This is a genomic window from Glycomyces sp. YM15 (assembly GCF_016918015.1).
Taxonomy (GTDB): Bacteria; Actinomycetota; Actinomycetes; order Mycobacteriales; family Micromonosporaceae; genus Glycomyces.
Window position 1 is genome coordinate 56,169 of record NZ_JAERMK010000006.1, and the last position, 16,828, is coordinate 72,996.

A 16,828-nucleotide genomic window follows, 5' to 3' on the forward strand; every position below is an offset into this window, starting at 1 on the left:
ACTACACAGGAACTGCCCAGCGGGTTCGCGGAGATGAGTGCCGTCGGTGCGGAGTTGTCAACCTACGGGAAACACCGTGTGTCGCGCTCGGCGTCAAGAATTCGTCAAGATCGCGGGTCGAGTTCGATGTAGGGGATCTTGGCCTTATATGCCCAGGCGACCTGGGTGGACAGCCAGGCGATGGCCCCGCCGATGACGCCGTAGGCGAAGGGCGGCAGCGCGTCGGGCGCGGCCGTCTTGACGATCGAGAGGATCGTCAGGACCAGCGCGAGCTTGATCGAGTACGTGATCAGAGCCATAGGCAAAGTGAGACGCAAGTCAAAGGTCTCGGCCAGTGCGACCGCCGCCGCAGAACCCGCGAAACCCAACGCGGCCAGGGCTACTCCCGCCGGAGCGGCCCACGCGCCGGTGCCACCGGCTGTGATGCCGCCGATGAACGCGGCGATGACCGCCGCGATCCCCGCGACGATGAGGCACGGCTTGAGAAAGCCCTTGATCTTGGTCATGCGCGAGGCTCCAGGGCGCCCGCGACGGGTTTCAGCGCCGCCTCGAGCTGGTCGGCGATCTGCGCGTAGACGGCCTGGCTCATCCCCCACGGGTCGGCGAGGTCGATCTCGTCGTAGTCGCCGCGCCGCGTGGAGGCGGCATCGACGAGGGCCTTGCCGCGGACGGCGGTGTCGCCGTCGGGCAGCGAGTCGGCGAGGTCGGCGGCCATCGGCCCGAACGAGCGGACGAGGAAGGTACGCCCGAAGGCTTCGGGGAAGCGCTCGGCGATGTACTCCAGGTGCCCGATCGTGGCCACGAGGATGAGGTCCGAGGCCTCGACGTGCTCGCGCAGGAGGTGGCGCGCCCGGTGGCCGTCGAAGTCGTAGCCGCGCGATTCGAGTTCGTCCATCGCGGGGTGCTGCATGTTCTCGCCTTCGTGGAAGGCCGAGATGCCCGCGCCGTGGTTGTACACGTCCTCGCCGGTGAGCCCGGCGAGGATGCGTTCGGACATGGGCGACCGGCAGATGTTGCCGGTGCACACGTGCAGCACGGTGAACGGCGAGGTCACGCCGACTCCTCGTCGGCCTTCGGCTCGGCGGTCTCGTCGGCTTCGGCCTGGTTCGCCTCCGACTCGTCGTCCTCGGGGCCCTGACCGGGGCCGTAGCCGTCGCGGTCGAGGGTGTCGGGCACGATCTTGCGGATCTGGTCGAGGCTCAAGGCGCCCTCGCGGAGGAGCTGCGGCGGGTGCGCGACGCAGTCGATGATCGTCGACGGCAGGTTGTCCTCGCTCGGACCGGCCTCCAGGTACACGGAGACGTCGGAGCCGAGCTGGGCCTTCGCGTCGGCGGCGGTCTCGGCCGGGGGCTGCCCGGTCTTGTTCGCCGAGGAGACGGCCATCGGGCCGGTCTCCTTGAGCAGTTCGAGCGCGAGCGGGTGCAGCGGCATGCGCACCGCGACCGTGCCGTCGGTGTCACCGAGGTCCCAGGTCAGGGACGGGGTGTAGGGCACGACGATGGTGAGGGGCCCGGGCCAGAACGCCTCGATGAGCTCCTTGGCGGAGTCGGGGATGTCGGAGGCGATGCCGTCGAGCGCCCGTTTCGAGCCGATGAGGACCGGTGGCGCCATGTCGCGACCGCGCCCCTTCGCGGCGAGCAGGGCCTTGACGGCCGTGGGATTGAACGCGTCGCAACCGATGCCGTAGACGGTGTCGGTGGGGATGACGACGAGCCGACCGCCGGTCACGGCCCTGGTGGCCGACTTCAGCCCGGTCGCGCGGTCCTTGATCTTCCTGCAATTGAACAGCCTCACGGCGACAAGCCTAGCCTTCCCGTTGCGAACCTCGGGCGGCCCGCCAGGTCCTCGTGGTCCTCGGTCTCGGTGAAGCCGCTGACGTTCAGGATCTCCGGGGCGGCCTTCCCATGCGTGTCGTCGTGCTCGAAGCCGAACCAGCCGCCCGGTTTGAGCCAGGACGCGGCGCGCACGGCCAGCGGCTGGATCACGGCGAGACCCGCCTCGGCGGCGTAGACCGCGCCGGACGGGTCGAAATCGACCTCGGGCGCGACCTCGATCGCGAAGGGCACGTACGGCGGATTCGCGGTGACGAGGTCCACGGTGCCGTCGAGCTCGTTCAGGGTCGAGGCGGCGGTCGCGTCGGCCAGCACCGGGGTCGCCCCGGTGCCTTCGAGGTTCGATTCGAGCCATTCGAAGGCGTCGGGGTCGATCTCGACGGCCCACACGGTCGCGTCGGGCCGCTCGGTCGCGATGGCGTGCGCCACCGCGCCGGAGCCTGAGCATGCGTCGATGACCGTGCCGCCCTTGGGAAGGCGCGAGAGCGCCCAGTCCACGAGCAACTCGGTCTCGGGCCGGGGGACGAAGACGCCGGGCCCGACCGCGAGCTCGCCGTAGCGGAACGCGGCCGAACCGGTCAGGTGCTGCAGCGGCTCACGGGTGGTGCGGCGCGCGACGAGCGCGTCGAACACCGCGAGCTGCGCGGCGGTCGGCGCGTCCGCGATGAGCAGCTGCGCCCGCTTGAGCCCGGAGACGTGCGCGGCCAGCAGCTCGGCGTCGTTTCGCGGGGAATGGACGCCGGCCGCTTCGAGCCGCTTCGCGGCCTGGGCGATGACCCGGGGCCAGGTTGCTCGGGATGCCGGAAGGTCCATCAATCGTCGGTGCCGCGGGCCATGCGCTCGGCCCGGTCGGCGGTCGCGAGGGCGTCGAGGACCTCGTCGAGCGCACCGTCCATGACCTGGTCGAGGTTGTAGGCGGTGAAGCCGATCCGGTGGTCGGTGAGCCGGTTCTGCGGGAAGTTGTAGGTGCGGATGCGCTCGGAGCGGTCGGCGGTGCGCACCTGCGAGAGGCGGGCGGCGCCGGCCGCGGCCGCGGCCTCCTCCTGCTGCTTGGCGAGCAGGCGGGCGCGGAGGACCTTGATCGCGGCCTCCTTGTTCTGCAGCTGGCTCTTCTCGTTCTGGCTGGTCACGACCACGCCCGTGGGCACGTGGGTGAGGCGCACGGCGGAGTCGGTGGTGTTGACCGACTGGCCGCCGGGACCGGAAGAGCGGTAGACGTCGACCCGCACGTCGTTCATGTTCAGCTCGAAGTCGACCTCTTCGGCTTCGGGCATCACGACGACCGCCGCGGCGGAGGTGTGCACGCGGCCCTGCGACTCGGTCACGGGCACGCGCTGCACGCGGTGCACGCCGCCCTCGAACTTCAGCCGCGACCAGACGCCGTTGCCGCCCTCGGGCGTGCCCTTGGTGCGCACGGCGATCGAAGAGTCCTTGATGCCGCCGAGGTCGGTCGGCACCATCTCCAGGGTCTCGACGGCCCAGCCCATGCGCTCGAAGTAGCGCAGGTACATGCGCATGAGGTCACCGGCGAACAGGCCGGACTCCTCACCGCCCGCGCCGGCCTTGATCTCGATGATCACGTCCTTCGCGTCGTCGGGGTCGCGCGGGACGAGCAGCTCGGCCAGCTTCGACTCGAGTTCGGGGATGCGCTTCTTGATCTGCTCGGCCTCGGCGGCGAAATCCGAGTCCTCCTTGGCGAGCTCCTCGGCGGTCTCGAGGTCGTCCTTCGCTGCCGCGATGTCCTCGGCGGTCTTCGCGATCGGGGACAGCTCGGCGTAGCGGCGCCCGACCCGCCGCGCCTGGGCCTGGTCGGCGTGCAGCGCCGGGTCGCCCATCTGGACTTCCAGGTCGCGGAACTCGGCGAGGAGGGAGTCCAGGCGGTTGTCGGCAGCGGTCGTCATTGCAGATCCTTCGAAAGAGCCTTGCGAGCAATCATGTGATACGAAAAACGCAGCGCCCGCGTCAATCGACACGAGCGCTGCGCGGCAAAGCTACTTACCGGCCTGAGCCTTCTCCTGCGTCTTGGCGTAGCGGGCCTTGAACTTGGCCACGCGACCGCCGGTGTCGAGGATGCGCTGCTTACCGGTGTAGAACGGGTGGCACTTGTTGCAGGTCGCAGCCTGGATCTTGCCACTGGCCACCGTCGACCGGGTGGTGAAGGCGTTCCCGCAGGAACAGGTCACCTCGGTGACGACGTACTGAGGGTGGATCCCGTCTTTCATGACTTCCCTTTCTCTGGGTCGCCGGGTCGGCTGCAAGCCGTGAACCGGAACCGCATCGTGCCCTGAAAAGGGCGCTTAGGGTGCGCGACCTGCGCACCAGCTCTCAATGATAAGGCGTGAGGCCGCTCTCAACGAGGGCGGCCTCACGCCTCACACGCTTACTCGCCGGGCGTGTTCTTGACGATCTGCATCAGGAACTCGGCGTTCGTCTGCGTCTTCTTCAACCGGTCGATCAGCAGGTCGATCGCCTGCTGCGGGTCCAGCGAAGACAGGACCCGGCGGAGCTTCAGCATCACTGCCTGCTCCTCGGCGCTCATCATGAGCTCGTCCTTGCGGGTGCTCGACTGGTGCACGTCGATCGCCGGGTAGGTGCGCTTCTCGGCGATCTTGCGGTCGAGCTTGAGCTCGGCGTTGCCCGTGCCCTTGAACTCTTCGAAGATCACCGTGTCGCCCATGGAGCCGGTCTCGACCAGCGCCGTGCCGATGATGGTCAGCGACCCGCCGTGCTCGATGTTCCGCGCCGCGCCGAGGAAGCGCTTCGGCGGGTACAGCGCCGTCGAGTCGATACCGCCGGAGAGGATCCGGCCGGACGCGGGCGACGAGTTGTTGTACGCGCGGCCCAGTCGCGTGATCGAGTCGAGCAGCACGACCACGTCGTGGCCGAGTTCGACCAGGCGCTTGGCGCGCTCGATCGCGAGCTCGGCGACCGTGGTGTGGTCCGACGGCGGGCGGTCGAAGGTCGAGGCGATGACCTCGCCCTTGACCGAGCGCTGCATGTCGGTGACCTCTTCGGGCCGCTCGTCCGCGAGGACCACCATGAGGTGGCACTCGGGGTTGTTCGTGGTGATCGCGTTGGCGATCGCCTGCAGCACCATCGTCTTACCGGCCTTCGGCGGGGAGACGATGAGGGCGCGCTGGCCCTTGCCGATCGGGGCCACGAGGTCTATGACCCTCGTGGTGATCGCGTTCGGCTCGGTCTCCAGACGCAGGCGCTCCTGCGGGTAGAGCGGCGTGAGCTTGTAGAACTCGTCGCGCTTCTTCGCGTCGTCGGGGCTCATCCCGTTGACGGTGTCGAGGCGCACCAGCGGGTTGTACTTCTCGCGGCGCTGCTGCTGCTTGCCGCCCTGGCCGTTCGACTCCTCGCCGCCACCGCGGCTGGGCTTGACGGCCCCGGTGATGGCGTCGCCGCGGCGCAGCCGGTACTTGCGGACCTGCGACATCGAGACATAGACGTCGTCGGGGCCGGCGAGGTAGCCGGTGGTGCGGATGAACGCGTAGTTGTCGAGGATGTCGAGGATCCCCGCGACGGGCACGAGCTGCTCGTCGTTCTGGACGCCGCCGCCGGCGGTGCCGCGCTCGGGGGCCTCGTCGCGGCCGCCGCGCTGGCGGCGGTCGGAGCGGTCCCGGCGCTTGCGGCGGCGGTTGTCGCCGTCGCCGTCGCGCGGGCCGCGGTCGTCGTAACCGTCGTCCTCGCCCCGGCGCTCGCGGGTCTCGGTGCGGGCCTCGGACTGCTCGGAACGCTCGCCGCGCTCGGAACGCTCCGGGCGCTCGTCGCGGCGGCCGCTCTCACGGCCTCCCTCGCGACCGCCTTCGCGGTTCTCGCGCCCGTTCTCACGGGAGCGGCGGCGACGCTGCGGCCGGTCCTCATCGGACTCGATCACGGCGACCGTCGATTGGCCTTCGGGCGGGGCGGCTTCGGTCTGACGCGCTTCACGGCGGCGCGGCTGCGGAGGACCGGCCGGGCGGGTCGCCCGGCGGGCGGCGGTGCCGCCCTTGGCCTCTGCACTCTCGGAGCCGTTGTCGGCGGGAGCGGCGTCGACTGTGGTCGACGGGGCTTCGGCGGTGGGCGTTTGGTCAGAGTCAGGCACTGGCGGGGCCTCCTTTTCCGCGCTGGCACCGCCGGGCTGCGAGCCCGCATCCTGCCGTTCCTGGATGGCGGCGATCAGCTCGCTCTTGCGCATCCGGCCAACGCCGGTGATGCCGAGCGATTGCGCCATCTGCTGGAGCTCGGGCATCAGCATAGAGGCCAGACCGGTTCCTGCCCGACGGCGCTTCTTGGTCTCCGGAATCGCTTCCGAATCCGACGCCTCATCGATCATCCGGTCCGACGTCGTGCCGGTGGTGTCGCTCAATGGATTCCTTCCCTGGCGGAACTTCGAAGTGAATTCGAGGAGTTTCCGCGTCTTTCAAATAGCCGCAATGCCGATGTTCTGGTCTGCGTCCCGCCACCGCTTCGGCCGCTTTCGGTCACGGTGTGACCTCGGCGGTTGGAAGACGACGGTTGACACTGGGTGCAACACCCCTGGGCTGTCCGCTGAGCAGACGGTCCTGATCGTGATGAGCAGCCTCTGGGCCTGCGACTGGACGGCTTGCGATGAATGATCGTGCACGTTGAGACACGTGATTCCGATCTCCGCTGATTGCGATCCTCGCCTTTGCGATCCGATCCGGGCGGAGGCCCGGCGCCACAAGCGGACAGCGACTGTTCCTTGGTCGAAACCGTGCCATGCCACGCTGGAGCTATGCAAAGTCACAAATCCATGGTTGAGGGTGATGACCCAAACAAGAGATCAGGCGTGCGCTGGATGCGCCGCAGCTGTTGTGACCACAAGCATAAGCAAGGCTTCGAGCAGTCACGACACCGGGTGGTCGTCTAACTGGAATGGTAGCGCACTCTTGCCATTCGCAACAACGGACCCGAGGATCACTCGTTCGGGGAGGTCGCGACCTGGACGGCACCGTCGGCGACGTCCAAGCGCATGGCCTCGAACTCTGCGGGGACTTCGGGGACGCGCGCGTCGTCCACCGTCAGGGCGAGCACGGTCGGACCCGCACCGGAGATCGCGGCGGCGATTCCGGCGGAGCGCAATGCTCGCAACAAATGGGTGCTCTCCGGCATGCCCTTCGCCCGGTACGACTGGTGGAGCCGGTCGTCGGTGGCCTCGAAGAGGCGCGAGGGGTGGTGCGTGATCGCGGCGGTGAGCAGCGCGGACCGGGAGAGGTTGAACACCGCGTCGGCGTGCGGGACCTTCTCGGGCAGGGCCGCGCGGGCGACCGCGGTCAGACCCTTCGACTGCGGCACGAACACCCACGGGTGGACGCGCGGCGACGGGTCGAGGCTGATCGCCTTCGCACCGTCCTCAGTGGTGTAGGCGATGGTGAAGCCGCCGAGGAGGCACGGGGCCACATTGTCCGGGTGGCCCTCGATCGCACTGGCCAGCGCCAGTTTCTGCGAGCGGGTCATGCCGGCGCCGGCGAGCGCGTCGGCGAGCATGATGCCCGCGACGATCGCCGCCGACGAGGAGCCGAGCCCCCGCGCGTGCGGAATCCGATTGCGGCACTGGACCTTCATGCCCGGGGCCGCGAGGCCGAGGTGCTTGAAGGTGCGCAGCATCGTGGCGGCCACGAGGTGGCGCTCGTCGAGGGGCACGGTGCCCTCGCCTTCGCCCTGGACGGAGACTTGGACCGCCGTGCCGCTCGTGGCCTCGGCGGTGACCTCGTCGCAGAGGTCGAGGGCGAGGCCCAGCGAGTCGAAGCCGGGGCCGAGGTTGGCTGAGGTGGCCGGGACCCGCACGGTGGCGCGGGGGCCGGTCTGGAAGGCCTCCAACTACAGTCCCAGTGCGGTCGCGGTCTCGACCACGTCGACCGAAACGGTGTGCGGCTGCGGCGCGGTGGAGACGGCCCAGTCGGGGTCCTTGAGGCCGTTGCCCGTGACGGTGCAGACGATCGTCTGTCCCTTCTCGACCCATCCGGCCGCGGACTGCTTGAGGAGCCCGGCGACCGAGGCGGCCGAGGCGAGCTCGACGAAGACGCCTTCAGAGCGAGCCAGCAGCATATAGGCGGCATGGATCTCGCGGTCGGTGGCGGCGATGATGTCCCCGTTCGACTCCTTCTTGGCGTCGAGCGCCTTGGTCCAGGAGGCGGGGTTGCCGATGCGGATCGCCGTGGCGATGGTCTGCGGGTGATCCACGACATGGCCGTCGACGATCGGGGCCGAGCCGGCGGCCTGGACGCCGAGCATCCGGGGAAGCTTCGTCGAGTTGCCCGCGGCGTGGTCCTCGTTGTAGCCCAGCCAGTAGGCGGTGATGTTGCCCGCGTTGCCGACCGGGAGGCAGTGGATGTCCGGGGCGTTGCCGAGGACCTGCACGACCTCGTACGCGGCGGTCTTCTGCCCGAGGATGCGGTTGTAGTTCAAGTGGTTGACGAGCGTGACCGGGTAGTCCTGGGCGAGCTTGTCGGCGATCATGAGGCAGTCGTCGAAGTTGCCGTCGACCTGGAGGACCTTGGCACCGTGGACGAGGGCCTGGGCGAGCTTGCCGAGGGCGATCTTCCCGGCCGGGATGAGCACGGCGCAGGTGATCCCCGCGCGGGCGGCGTAGGCCGCGGCCGAAGCCGAGGTGTTGCCGGTGGAGGCGCAGATGACGGCCTTCGAGCCCGCTTCCACCGCCTTCGAGACCGCGAGCGTCATGCCGCGGTCCTTGAAGGAGCCGGTCGGGTTGAGGCCTTCGACCTTGAGGAAGACGTCGCAGCCGGTCTTCGCGGAGAGGACCGGGGCGGGCAGCAGCGGCGTGCCGCCCTCTTGCAGGGTGACGACGGGGGTGGCGTCCGAGACCGGGAGCCGGTCCCGGAACTCTTCGATAAGACCACGCCACCCCGGGCGCCCGCTTGGCGAAGCTTGCGAGCCATAACTTGGCACGGCACTTTCGGACATGGCGTCCTATTCTCCTTCGACGCGCATGACCGAGGCGACTTGGTGCACCGAGGTCAGTTGCGACAGTTCCTCTACGGTGTCCGACAACTGCTTGTCGGCGGCCGTGTGGGTCACGACCACGAGCCGGGCCTCATCGCCCTGGCCGGATTGATGGACGGTGGCGAGGCTGACGCCGTGGTGGGCGAAGGTGGCCGCCACGCGCGCGAGCACGCCGGGCTCGTCGACCACGTCGAGACTGACGTGGTACCTGGTGCGGGCCTCGCCGATGGGTTTCACCGGGAGGTCCTGGTAGGCGGCCTCGGGCGGGAAGGCGGTGATCCCGCCGCGCTTGTTGCGCGCCACGGCCACGATATCGCCGAGCACCGCCGAAGCGGTCTCGGTGCCGCCCGCTCCCGCTCCGTAGAACATGAGCCGGCCGGCGGACTCGGCTTCGACGAACACCGCGTTGTAGGCGCCGTTGACGTTCGCGAGCGGGTGGGTCGCCGGGATCATCGCCGGGTGGACGCGCACGGACACGCCGTCGGCCTCACGGGTGGCGATGCAGAGCGGCTTCACGACGCGGCCCTGGGCGGCGGCCGACGCGATGTCCGCGGCGGAGACGTCCCGGATGCCCTCGCGGTAGACCTCGCCCAGGTCGATGTGGGTGTGGAACGCGAGTGAGGCGATGAGCGCGGCCTTCGCGGCGGCGTCGTAGTTGTCGACGTCGGCGGTCGGGTCCGCTTCCGCGTAGCCGAGTTCGGTGGCCTCGCTGAGGGCCTCCTCGAACGCGGCGCCCGTCTGCGACATCTGGCTGAGGATGTAGTTCGTGGTGCCGTTGACGATCCCGAGCACGCGGTTGATCGTGTCGCCGTGCAGCGACTCGCGCAGCGGGCGCATCAGCGGGATCGCGGCAGCGGCGGCGGCCTCGTAGTAGAGGTCCGCGCCGCCCGCCTTCGCGGCGGCCGACAGGGCCGGGCCGTCCTCGGCGAGCAGGGCCTTGTTCGCGGTCACGACCGACTTGCCCTCGGCCAGCGCGGTGGTGATCCAGGTGCGGGCGGGCTCGATGCCACCGGCGACCTCGACGACGATGTCCACGTCCGGTCGCTTGACGAGACCGAGGGCGTCGGTCGTGAAGAGTTCCTTCTCCACGGGCAGGTGCGAGCGGTCGCGGTCGAGGCGGCGCACCGCGATCCCGACGATCTCGACCGGCTCCCCGACCCGGGACGCCAGCTCCTCCCCGCGCGTTCGCATGAGGCGCACGACTTCACTGCCGACGTTGCCGCATCCGAGTAGCGCGAGTTTCATCGCTGGTGTTCCTCTTCCTTGTGGTTTGGAGCCGTGTCTAGCCGACGTCGAGCCGGAGCAGGTCGTCGACGGTCTCACGCGCCAGGATCACACGGGCCTCGCCGTTCCGGACGGCGACGACCGGCGGGCGGGGCACGTGGTTGTAGTTCGAGCCCATGGAGCGGCAGTAGGCGCCGGTTCCAGGGACCGCGATCAGGTCGCCCGGCACGACGTCGGCCGGGAGGAACTCATCTTTAACAACAATGTCGCCCGCTTCGCAATGCTTTCCCACTACTCGGGCCAGCGCGGGCGTGGCGCTGGACGAACGTGAGGCGAGCGTCGCCGAGTAGGTGGCGTCGTAGAGCGCGGTGCGGATGTTGTCGCTGATGCCGCCGTCGACCGAGACGTACAGTCGCGCGGCGTCCCCGGCGAGGGTGACGGGCTTGACGGTGCCGACCTCGTAGAGGGTGAACATCGCGGGCCCGATGAGGCTGCGCCCGGGTTCGATGGAGAGGCGCGGGACGTCGATGCCGGCGGCGGCGCACTCCTCGTCGACGATCTTGCGCAGGGACGCGGCGATGTCGGCGGGCGGCTGCGGGTCGTCCTGGCTGGTGTAGGCCATGCCGAAGCCGCCGCCGAGGTCCATCTCCGGGATCTGGACGCCGAAGTCGGTCTGGAGCTTCGCGTGGAGGCGGGCGACGCGGGCGGCGGAGATCTCGAACGCGGCGGTGTCGAAGATCTGGGAGCCGATGTGCGAGTGGAGGCCGAGGAGTTCGAGGTGCTCGGCGGCGATGACGCGGCGGGCGGCTTCGAAGGCGGCGCCTCCGGCGAGGGAGAAGCCGAACTTCTGGTCCTCGTGGGCGGTCGCGATGAACTCGTGCGTGTGGGCTTCGACGCCGACGTTGACGCGGATCATCACGTTCGGGCGCTTGCCGAGTTCGGCGGCGATGGCCTCGAGGCGTTCGATCTCGGTGAAGGAGTCGGCGACGATGCGGCCGACGCCGATCTCGACGGCCTGGCGCAGTTCGGCGAGCGACTTGTTGTTCCCATGGAGGCCCAGGCGAGCGGGCGCGAGCCCGGCGGCCAGCGCGATGGCGAGTTCGCCGGCGGTGCAGACGTCGACGAAGAGGCCTTCTTCGGAGGCGGCGCGGAGCACGGCTTTGGAGCAGAAGGCCTTGGAGGCGTAGAAGACGTCGGCGCCTTCGAAGGCCTCGGTCCAGGCGCGGCAGCGGGCGCGGAAGTCGTCCTCGTCGAAGACGTACGCGGGCGTGCCGAACTCGGCGGCGAGCTCCGCTACGGAGATCCCGCCGATGTGGAGGACGCCGTCGTCGGCGCGTTCCACGTTCGAGGACCACAGCTGCGGGAGGAGCGTGTTGACGTCCCCCGGCACGCCGAGCCAGCCCGGGCGCAGCGCGGAGTAGTCGAAGTCGCCGTGCAGTGCGCCGGCTTCGTGGGTCCGCATTACATCCGCTCCGGGGCCGAGACGCCGAGCAGGCCGAGCGCGTTGGCGAGGACGACGCGGGTGGCGTCGACGGCCCAGAGGCGGGCCTGGTTGACCGGGGTGGTCTCCTCGTCGGGGAAGGGCAGGACGCGGCAGTCGTGCTGGAAGCGGTGGTAGGCGGCGGCGAGCTCTTCGGCGTACCGGGCGACCCGGTGGGGTTCGCGCAGCTCGGCGGCGGTGGCGACCACGGCCGGGAACTCGGCGAGGGCCTTGAGCAGGTCGGATTCGCGCGGGTGGGTCAGGAGCGAGGCGTCGTAGGACTCGCCCTTCTCGACGCCGCGCTCGGCGGCGTTGCGCAGCACGCCGGAGGTCCGGGCGTGCGCGTACTGCACGTAGTAGACCGGGTTCTCGTTGCCGTGCTTGGTCCACAGGTCGATGTCGAGGTCGATCGTCGAGTCGGCCGAGTACCGGGTGAGCGCGTACCGGGCCGCGTCGACCCCGACGGCCTCGACCACGTCGTTCAGCGTGATCATGTTCCCGGCCCGCTTCGAGAGCCGGATCGGCTCCCCGTTCTTGAGCAGGTTCACGAACTGGCCGATCAGGATCTCGAGGGTGCCCGGCTCGTCGCCGAACGCCTGGCTGATCGCCTGCATGCGGCCGACGTATCCGTGGTGGTCGGCGCCGAGCATGAGCACGAGCTTCTCGAAACCGCGCTCGCGCTTGTCGAGGTAGTAGGCGCAGTCGGAGGCGAAATAGGTCCAGCCGCCCTTGGAGTTCTTGAGGACCCGGTCCTTGTCGTCGCCGAACTCGGTGGTGCGCAGCCAGAGCGCGCCGTCGGCTTCGAAGACGTGGCCGAGCTCGGTCAACCGTTCGACGGCCGTGTCGAGCTCCCCGCGCTCGTGCAGGCCCTTCTCGCTGAAGAAGACGTCGAAGTGGGTGCCGAAGTCGGCCAGGGTGCCCTTGATCTCCTCGAGCATCAGTTCGAGGCCGACGGTCCGGAACACGTCGAGGGGGTTCTCGGCGTCGAGCGCGTCGGGGCGCCGCTTCAGTACGTCGGCCGCGATGTCGTCGATGTACGCGCCGACATAGCCGTTCTCCGGGGTCGGCTCGCCCTTGGCGCGGGCCAGCAGCGAACCGGCGAAGTGCTCGATCTGGGCACCGGCGTCGTTGACGTAGTACTCGGCGGTGAGCTTCGCGCCGGACGCGCGCATGACCCGCGCGAGCGAGTCGCCCATGGCGGCCCAGCGGGTGCCGCCCGCGTGGATCGGGCCGGTCGGATTCGCGGACACGAACTCGAGGTTGGCGTAGACGCCTTCCATGGAGTTGTTGGTGCCGTATGCAGGTCCGGCGGCGACGATCTTCCCGGCGATCTCTCCCGCGGCGGCCGCGTCCAGGGTGATGTTGAGGAATCCGGGTCCGGCGATGTCGACCTTGGCGACGCCGTCGATGGAGGCGAGGTGCTCGGCGATCTTCTCGGCGAGCGCGCGCGGGTTCGTGCCGGCCTTCTTGGCGGTCTGCAGCGCGATGTTGGAGGCGTAGTCGCCGTGCTTGGGGTCCCTGGGTCGCTCTACCGCCGTCTGGGTGGGCAGTACGGCGTCGTCGAGGGCCAAGGCCTCGAACGCGGCGCGCGTAGCGGACAGCACTTTCTCTGCGAGCGTCTCAGGAGTCACCCGGTAATCGTAGACGCCGCTCTCGGACGCCCGCGAGTGATAAACGCCCTTGTGGCGCCCACGGCGTCGCGTGCGAGCCGGAAATGCGCGCCGCCCGGTAGGTTGCTTCTGTGCAACCACGACGGAAGGCCTCGAACATGCGCCCGCTTCGCAACCGCTGGACCGCCCTCGCCGCCGCTCTCGCGCTCACCGCGCTGGCCGGATGCACCGCTGAGGGGGGCGGGAGTGCCGGGGACGGCGACTCAGCGGCAGATCCGAACAGCGCCGCCGCGCAGCGGTCGATGGAAGGGGTGGAGAGCTTCTACGGCGAGTACGGCGACTACGTCGCGGTGACGACGGCGATCCAGGACGGGAAGGTCACGGCCGAGGAGCTCGATCACCCGTTCGTGGCGCAGCAGGAGCACCTGGACGCGCTGAACAGCTGGGACGGCCAGAACCCTGTGTACGAACTGCGGCCGCCCGCGGGCGGGAACCACCTGTCGGCCTGGCAGACGTGCACCGGCTCGGTGTACGAGGGGCCGATCGTGGACGGGAACGCGGTGCACTCGATGGAGCACGGCGCGGTGTGGCTGACGTACGACCCGGCGCTGGTCGAGCAGGCCGACATCGACGCGCTGGCGCTGCTGATCGGCGCCCGCGACTACAGCCTGATGAGCCCCTACCCCGGCCAGGGGGTCGCGGTCTCGCTCCAGTCGTGGGGGAACCGGTACCAGACCGAGGACCCGTCCGATCCGAAGATCGGCGAGTACCTGGACACGTACGTCCTGAACGAGCGCTTCAACCCGGAGCCGAACGCGATCTGCGCGGGCGGTGTGACGACGACCGCGTCATAGGCGGGTCGCCTTATGTCGGTTCGGGGCGCGCTCTAAAGGAGTGTCCGGGACCGACCAGGTAAGGTGGCGTACGCGAGTGGATTTCACACCGGGCGCTCCCCGGCTCCGCTCCGGCTCATCCCGACCTCGACGAATAAGGCTCTCCCCGAGATATGGCATCGAAGAAGCAGACCGCCAGCAAGGGCTCCGGCAAGAGCACCGGCAAAGGCGCAGTCGTTGAAAAAGGCCCGGCCGGCAGGAAAGACGCAGGCACGGGCGACAGCAAGGGCGGCCTGAGCAAGTCCTCGGCGCCCGCCGCCTCCCGCAAGGGCCGCGCCGTCCAGGTCAAGCAGCCGAAGCCGTGGGGCCTCATCCTGACCTTCACGGGCGTCGGCGTCGTCGCGCTCGGCCTGATCGGGGCCGCCGTGTTCGTCGTCTGGGACCGGAGCCAGCCGCCGCAGGGCATCACCGACTTCTACGGCGAGTACGCGAACTACTCCGAGGTCTCCAGAGCCCTCCAGGACGGCGACGTCACCGAGGACGAGCTCGAGAACCCGTGGGTCGTCCAGCAGACCCACATCGACGGCGAGGACCCGGCCGCGGTCCCCGAGTACGAGATCACCCCGCCCGCGGGCGGGAACCACCTCTCCCAGTGGCAGAACTGCACCGGTTCGGTCTACGACGCGCCGATCATGGACGGCAACGCCGTCCACTCCCTCGAGCACGGCGCGGTCTGGCTGACCTACGACCCGGCGCTGGTCGACGGCGACGGCATCAAGGCACTCGCCTCCAAGGTCGAGGGCCGCGACTACTCGCTGATGAGCCCGTACCCCGAGTTGGGCGTCGCGGTCTCGGTCCAGGCCTGGGGCGTGCAGTACCAGACCGACGACATCGACGACCCGAAGATCGACGAGTTCATGGACTTCTACATCCAGAACGCCGACAACACCGCCGAGGCGATGGCGACGTGCTCCAACGGTCTGACCACGACCACCGCCGACCAGCAGATGCCCACCGGCTGATCTACGCGAACCTTTCGGGACGACGCTCGTTAGGCAAGTAGGACGCGGGCGCTCCGCGGAGCGCCCGCACGGAGAGGACGACGAATGAGCCGCTTGTGGCGACGGCCCGCACTGCTGATCGCGATCACCGCCGTGCTCATGCTCGGCGCGGGCATCGGGGTCGGCTGGGTCGCGGGCACTTCCGCTCCCGGCAACGACTCCGTCGAAGCCGGGTTCGCGCGCGACATGCAGACGCACCACCAGCAGGCCGTCGAGATGGCCATGTACGAATGGCAGCACGGCTCGGACCCGGCGATGACGGCGATCGCGTACGACATCGCCACGTCGCAGAGCGCCGAGATCGGCATGTACCGCACGTGGCTGCGGGACTGGGGCGTCCAGCTCTCCTCCGGCGAGCCGATGGCGTGGGCGGGCGACGAGCACGAGCACGACAGCCAGGAGACGGGCGGGCTCATGCCCGGTATGGCCACCGACGAGCAGATGGCCGAGTTCAGGTCCCTCACCGGCAGCGAAGCGGACGTCATGTTCGCCGACCTGATGATCGCCCACCACATCGGCGGCGTCGACATGGCCAAGATCGTCATCGACCTCAGCGACGACCCGCTGGTGCTCGACGCGGCCCGGCGCACGATCACCGTGCAGCAGGCCGACATCGAGAACCTCCAGAACCACCGCGACAACATCCTGAACGCCGTCGAAGAGTAGGGATACCGCTGTGACCCAGGACCAGTGGGGACCTCGATACGGCGACCCGGCGCATCCGACCACAGGAGAACTCCCCCGGGTGGGCGACGGTCGCACGGACGAGCAGCGCACCATCCAGGTCGACACCGTCGCCGAAGCGCCGCCCCGCGGTGAGTCGCGCTCGCGGTACCGCTACAGCTGGGAGACCTCCGCGCCGCGTGAGAACGAGAAACCCGGCGGGTTCTCCGAACCCCGCTACACCGCTTCGGAACCGCAGGACTTCTCGCAGCCGCGAGGCGAAGGCTCGGCCCCCTCCGGAACCGACTTCACGAACTGGTCGGTCCCCCGCGTCGGCCGCGAAAGCCCGGCCTCCGGCCTCACCGGCGAACACTCCCGGCCCAGCCTCAGCGGCTACCGCCCCGGCGACACCGCCCAGTTCGCCCGCGTCGGCGACGGCCTGCGCGGGTCGGTCGGCCCCGTGACCGTCCAGGTCGATCACGTCCGCATCGACAACGGCGTCAACGGCGACACGCAGCTCCTCGACATCGCGAACTTCAAGCGCCCGCAACCGGCCGACCTCCCGCCCGCAGAGCAAGCGCCGCAACCGGAACCGGGCACCGGCTCCATGCCCGCCATGCGCCACCAGATCGGCCCCGACTGGACCCAGACCCCGCTGCGCCTCCTCGCCGCGGCCGTCGTCGCCACCGCCGTCCTCGGCGCCTCCGCGGCCAGCCTCATCACGATCGGCAACTGGATCAACCCCTGAGATTCGCCCCGATGTCGCACCCGTGCGGGACAATCGGGACGACGAAAGGGGCCGACATGCCGACCTGGGACGACGTAGTGGCCATCGCGACCCGCCTACCCGAAGTCGAGGTGACGACCAGCTGGCAGACCCCCTCCCTCAAGGTCAAGGGCAAGTTCTTCGCCAGACTCCGCACCGAGGCCGAAGGCGGCCTGGCCATCGTCTGCGAACCCGGCGAGAAGGCCGCCCTCCTCGCCTCGGCCGACCCGGCCTTCTACACCACCCCCCACTACGACGGCTACGCCATGATCCTCGTCGACCTCGACCGCATCGACGAACAGCGCCTCACCGAGATGATCGAGGACGCCTGGCACCTCAAAGCCCCGGCAAGAGTTCGCAAAGCCTACGAGCAGCAGCAGTGACAAA

17 protein-coding genes are annotated in these 16,828 nt (G+C 69.4%); 5 read left to right on the forward strand and 12 right to left on the reverse strand.

Going from position 1 to position 16,828, the window contains the following annotated elements:
* Positions 1–104 precede the first annotated feature (104 nt).
* The 12 genes from JHY01_RS08585 to argS all read right to left on the reverse strand — a co-directional run bounded on the left by JHY01_RS08585 (position 105) and on the right by argS (position 13,139).
* Positions 105–506: a hypothetical protein gene (locus JHY01_RS08585; RefSeq protein ID WP_205325213.1), complete on the reverse strand. Its 402-nt coding sequence runs from the start codon at positions 504–506 to the stop codon at positions 105–107.
* Positions 503–1,054, reverse strand: a complete 552-nt coding sequence (locus JHY01_RS08590) for a phosphotyrosine protein phosphatase (RefSeq protein ID WP_307814331.1) — start codon at positions 1,052–1,054, stop codon at positions 503–505. Before JHY01_RS08590 ends, JHY01_RS08585 begins: the two co-directional genes overlap by 4 nt.
* Entirely contained in the window at positions 1,051–1,794 is a 744-nt protein-coding gene (locus JHY01_RS08595) for an L-threonylcarbamoyladenylate synthase (protein ID WP_205325214.1), read from the reverse strand. Before JHY01_RS08595 ends, JHY01_RS08590 begins: the two co-directional genes overlap by 4 nt.
* The gene (gene prmC, locus JHY01_RS08600; RefSeq protein WP_205325215.1) at positions 1,791–2,645 is read right to left on the reverse strand and encodes a peptide chain release factor N(5)-glutamine methyltransferase; all 855 of its coding nucleotides are present in this window, start codon (positions 2,643–2,645) and stop codon (positions 1,791–1,793) included. The genes JHY01_RS08595 and prmC overlap by 4 nt, the downstream gene beginning before the upstream one ends.
* Positions 2,645–3,733 carry a peptide chain release factor 1 gene (gene prfA, locus JHY01_RS08605; protein WP_205325216.1) on the reverse strand — a complete coding sequence of 363 codons (1,089 nt, stop codon included), beginning with the start codon at positions 3,731–3,733 and terminating at the stop codon, positions 2,645–2,647. Before prfA ends, prmC begins: the two co-directional genes overlap by 1 nt.
* Positions 3,734–3,823: 90 nt before the next feature.
* On the reverse strand, positions 3,824–4,054 hold the full coding sequence (gene rpmE / locus JHY01_RS08610) for a 50S ribosomal protein L31 (RefSeq protein ID WP_205325217.1): 231 nt from the start codon (positions 4,052–4,054) through the stop codon (positions 3,824–3,826).
* A 158-nt stretch (positions 4,055–4,212) separates the two neighbouring features.
* Complete coding sequence (gene rho / locus JHY01_RS08615) at positions 4,213–6,186, reverse strand: transcription termination factor Rho (protein ID WP_240192549.1); 1,974 nt, start codon at positions 6,184–6,186, stop codon at positions 4,213–4,215.
* A gap of 572 nt (positions 6,187–6,758) precedes the next feature.
* Positions 6,759–7,661, reverse strand: a complete 903-nt coding sequence (gene thrB, locus JHY01_RS08620) for a homoserine kinase (RefSeq protein WP_205325218.1) — start codon at positions 7,659–7,661, stop codon at positions 6,759–6,761.
* Positions 7,662–8,765, reverse strand: coding sequence for a threonine synthase (gene thrC / locus JHY01_RS08625; protein ID WP_205325219.1), 1,104 nt, complete (start codon positions 8,763–8,765; stop codon positions 7,662–7,664). It abuts the gene before it with no gap.
* Between the two features lie 6 nt (positions 8,766–8,771).
* Entirely contained in the window at positions 8,772–10,049 is a 1,278-nt protein-coding gene (locus JHY01_RS08630) for a homoserine dehydrogenase (protein WP_205325220.1), read from the reverse strand.
* Positions 10,050–10,086: 37 nt separating this feature from the next.
* The gene (gene lysA, locus JHY01_RS08635) at positions 10,087–11,490 is read right to left on the reverse strand and encodes a diaminopimelate decarboxylase (RefSeq protein ID WP_205325221.1); all 1,404 of its coding nucleotides are present in this window, start codon (positions 11,488–11,490) and stop codon (positions 10,087–10,089) included.
* A complete protein-coding gene (argS, locus tag JHY01_RS08640; protein WP_205325222.1) occupies positions 11,490–13,139 on the reverse strand; it encodes an arginine--tRNA ligase in 1,650 nt (549 codons plus the stop codon). The genes lysA and argS overlap by 1 nt, the downstream gene beginning before the upstream one ends.
* A gap of 110 nt (positions 13,140–13,249) precedes the next feature.
* Between argS and JHY01_RS08645 the strand changes: the two genes are divergently transcribed.
* The 5 genes from JHY01_RS08645 (at position 13,250) to JHY01_RS08665 (ending at position 16,824) form a co-directional block, all read left to right on the forward strand.
* Entirely contained in the window at positions 13,250–13,972 is a 723-nt protein-coding gene (locus JHY01_RS08645) for a DUF3105 domain-containing protein (RefSeq protein ID WP_205325223.1), read from the forward strand.
* 152 nt (positions 13,973–14,124) lie between these two features.
* On the forward strand, positions 14,125–14,973 hold the full coding sequence (locus tag JHY01_RS08650) for a DUF3105 domain-containing protein (protein WP_205325224.1): 849 nt from the start codon (positions 14,125–14,127) through the stop codon (positions 14,971–14,973).
* Between the two features lie 84 nt (positions 14,974–15,057).
* Positions 15,058–15,678, forward strand: a complete 621-nt coding sequence (locus tag JHY01_RS08655; RefSeq protein WP_205325225.1) for a DUF305 domain-containing protein — start codon at positions 15,058–15,060, stop codon at positions 15,676–15,678.
* 10 nt (positions 15,679–15,688) lie between these two features.
* Entirely contained in the window at positions 15,689–16,423 is a 735-nt protein-coding gene (locus JHY01_RS08660) for a hypothetical protein (protein ID WP_205325226.1), read from the forward strand.
* A gap of 56 nt (positions 16,424–16,479) precedes the next feature.
* Positions 16,480–16,824: an MmcQ/YjbR family DNA-binding protein gene (locus JHY01_RS08665; RefSeq protein ID WP_205325227.1), complete on the forward strand. Its 345-nt coding sequence runs from the start codon at positions 16,480–16,482 to the stop codon at positions 16,822–16,824.
* Positions 16,825–16,828: the final 4 nt, after the last annotated feature.

Coding starts and splice junctions, on each gene's coding strand:
- JHY01_RS08585 (WP_205325213.1), bottom strand. CDS start 506: ATGACCAAGATCAAGGGCTTTCTCAAGCCGTGCCTCATCGTCGCGGGG.
- lysA (WP_205325221.1), bottom strand. CDS start 11,490: ATGCGGACCCACGAAGCCGGCGCACTGCACGGCGACTTCGACTACTCC.
- thrC (WP_205325219.1), bottom strand. CDS start 8,765: ATGTCCGAAAGTGCCGTGCCAAGTTATGGCTCGCAAGCTTCGCCAAGC.
- prfA (WP_205325216.1), bottom strand. CDS start 3,733: ATGACGACCGCTGCCGACAACCGCCTGGACTCCCTCCTCGCCGAGTTC.
- rpmE (WP_205325217.1), bottom strand. CDS start 4,054: ATGAAAGACGGGATCCACCCTCAGTACGTCGTCACCGAGGTGACCTGT.
- JHY01_RS08650 (WP_205325224.1), top strand. CDS start 14,125: ATGGCATCGAAGAAGCAGACCGCCAGCAAGGGCTCCGGCAAGAGCACC.
- JHY01_RS08655 (WP_205325225.1), top strand. CDS start 15,058: ATGAGCCGCTTGTGGCGACGGCCCGCACTGCTGATCGCGATCACCGCC.
- JHY01_RS08665 (WP_205325227.1), top strand. CDS start 16,480: ATGCCGACCTGGGACGACGTAGTGGCCATCGCGACCCGCCTACCCGAA.
- prmC (WP_205325215.1), bottom strand. CDS start 2,645: ATGGACCTTCCGGCATCCCGAGCAACCTGGCCCCGGGTCATCGCCCAG.
- JHY01_RS08630 (WP_205325220.1), bottom strand. CDS start 10,049: ATGAAACTCGCGCTACTCGGATGCGGCAACGTCGGCAGTGAAGTCGTG.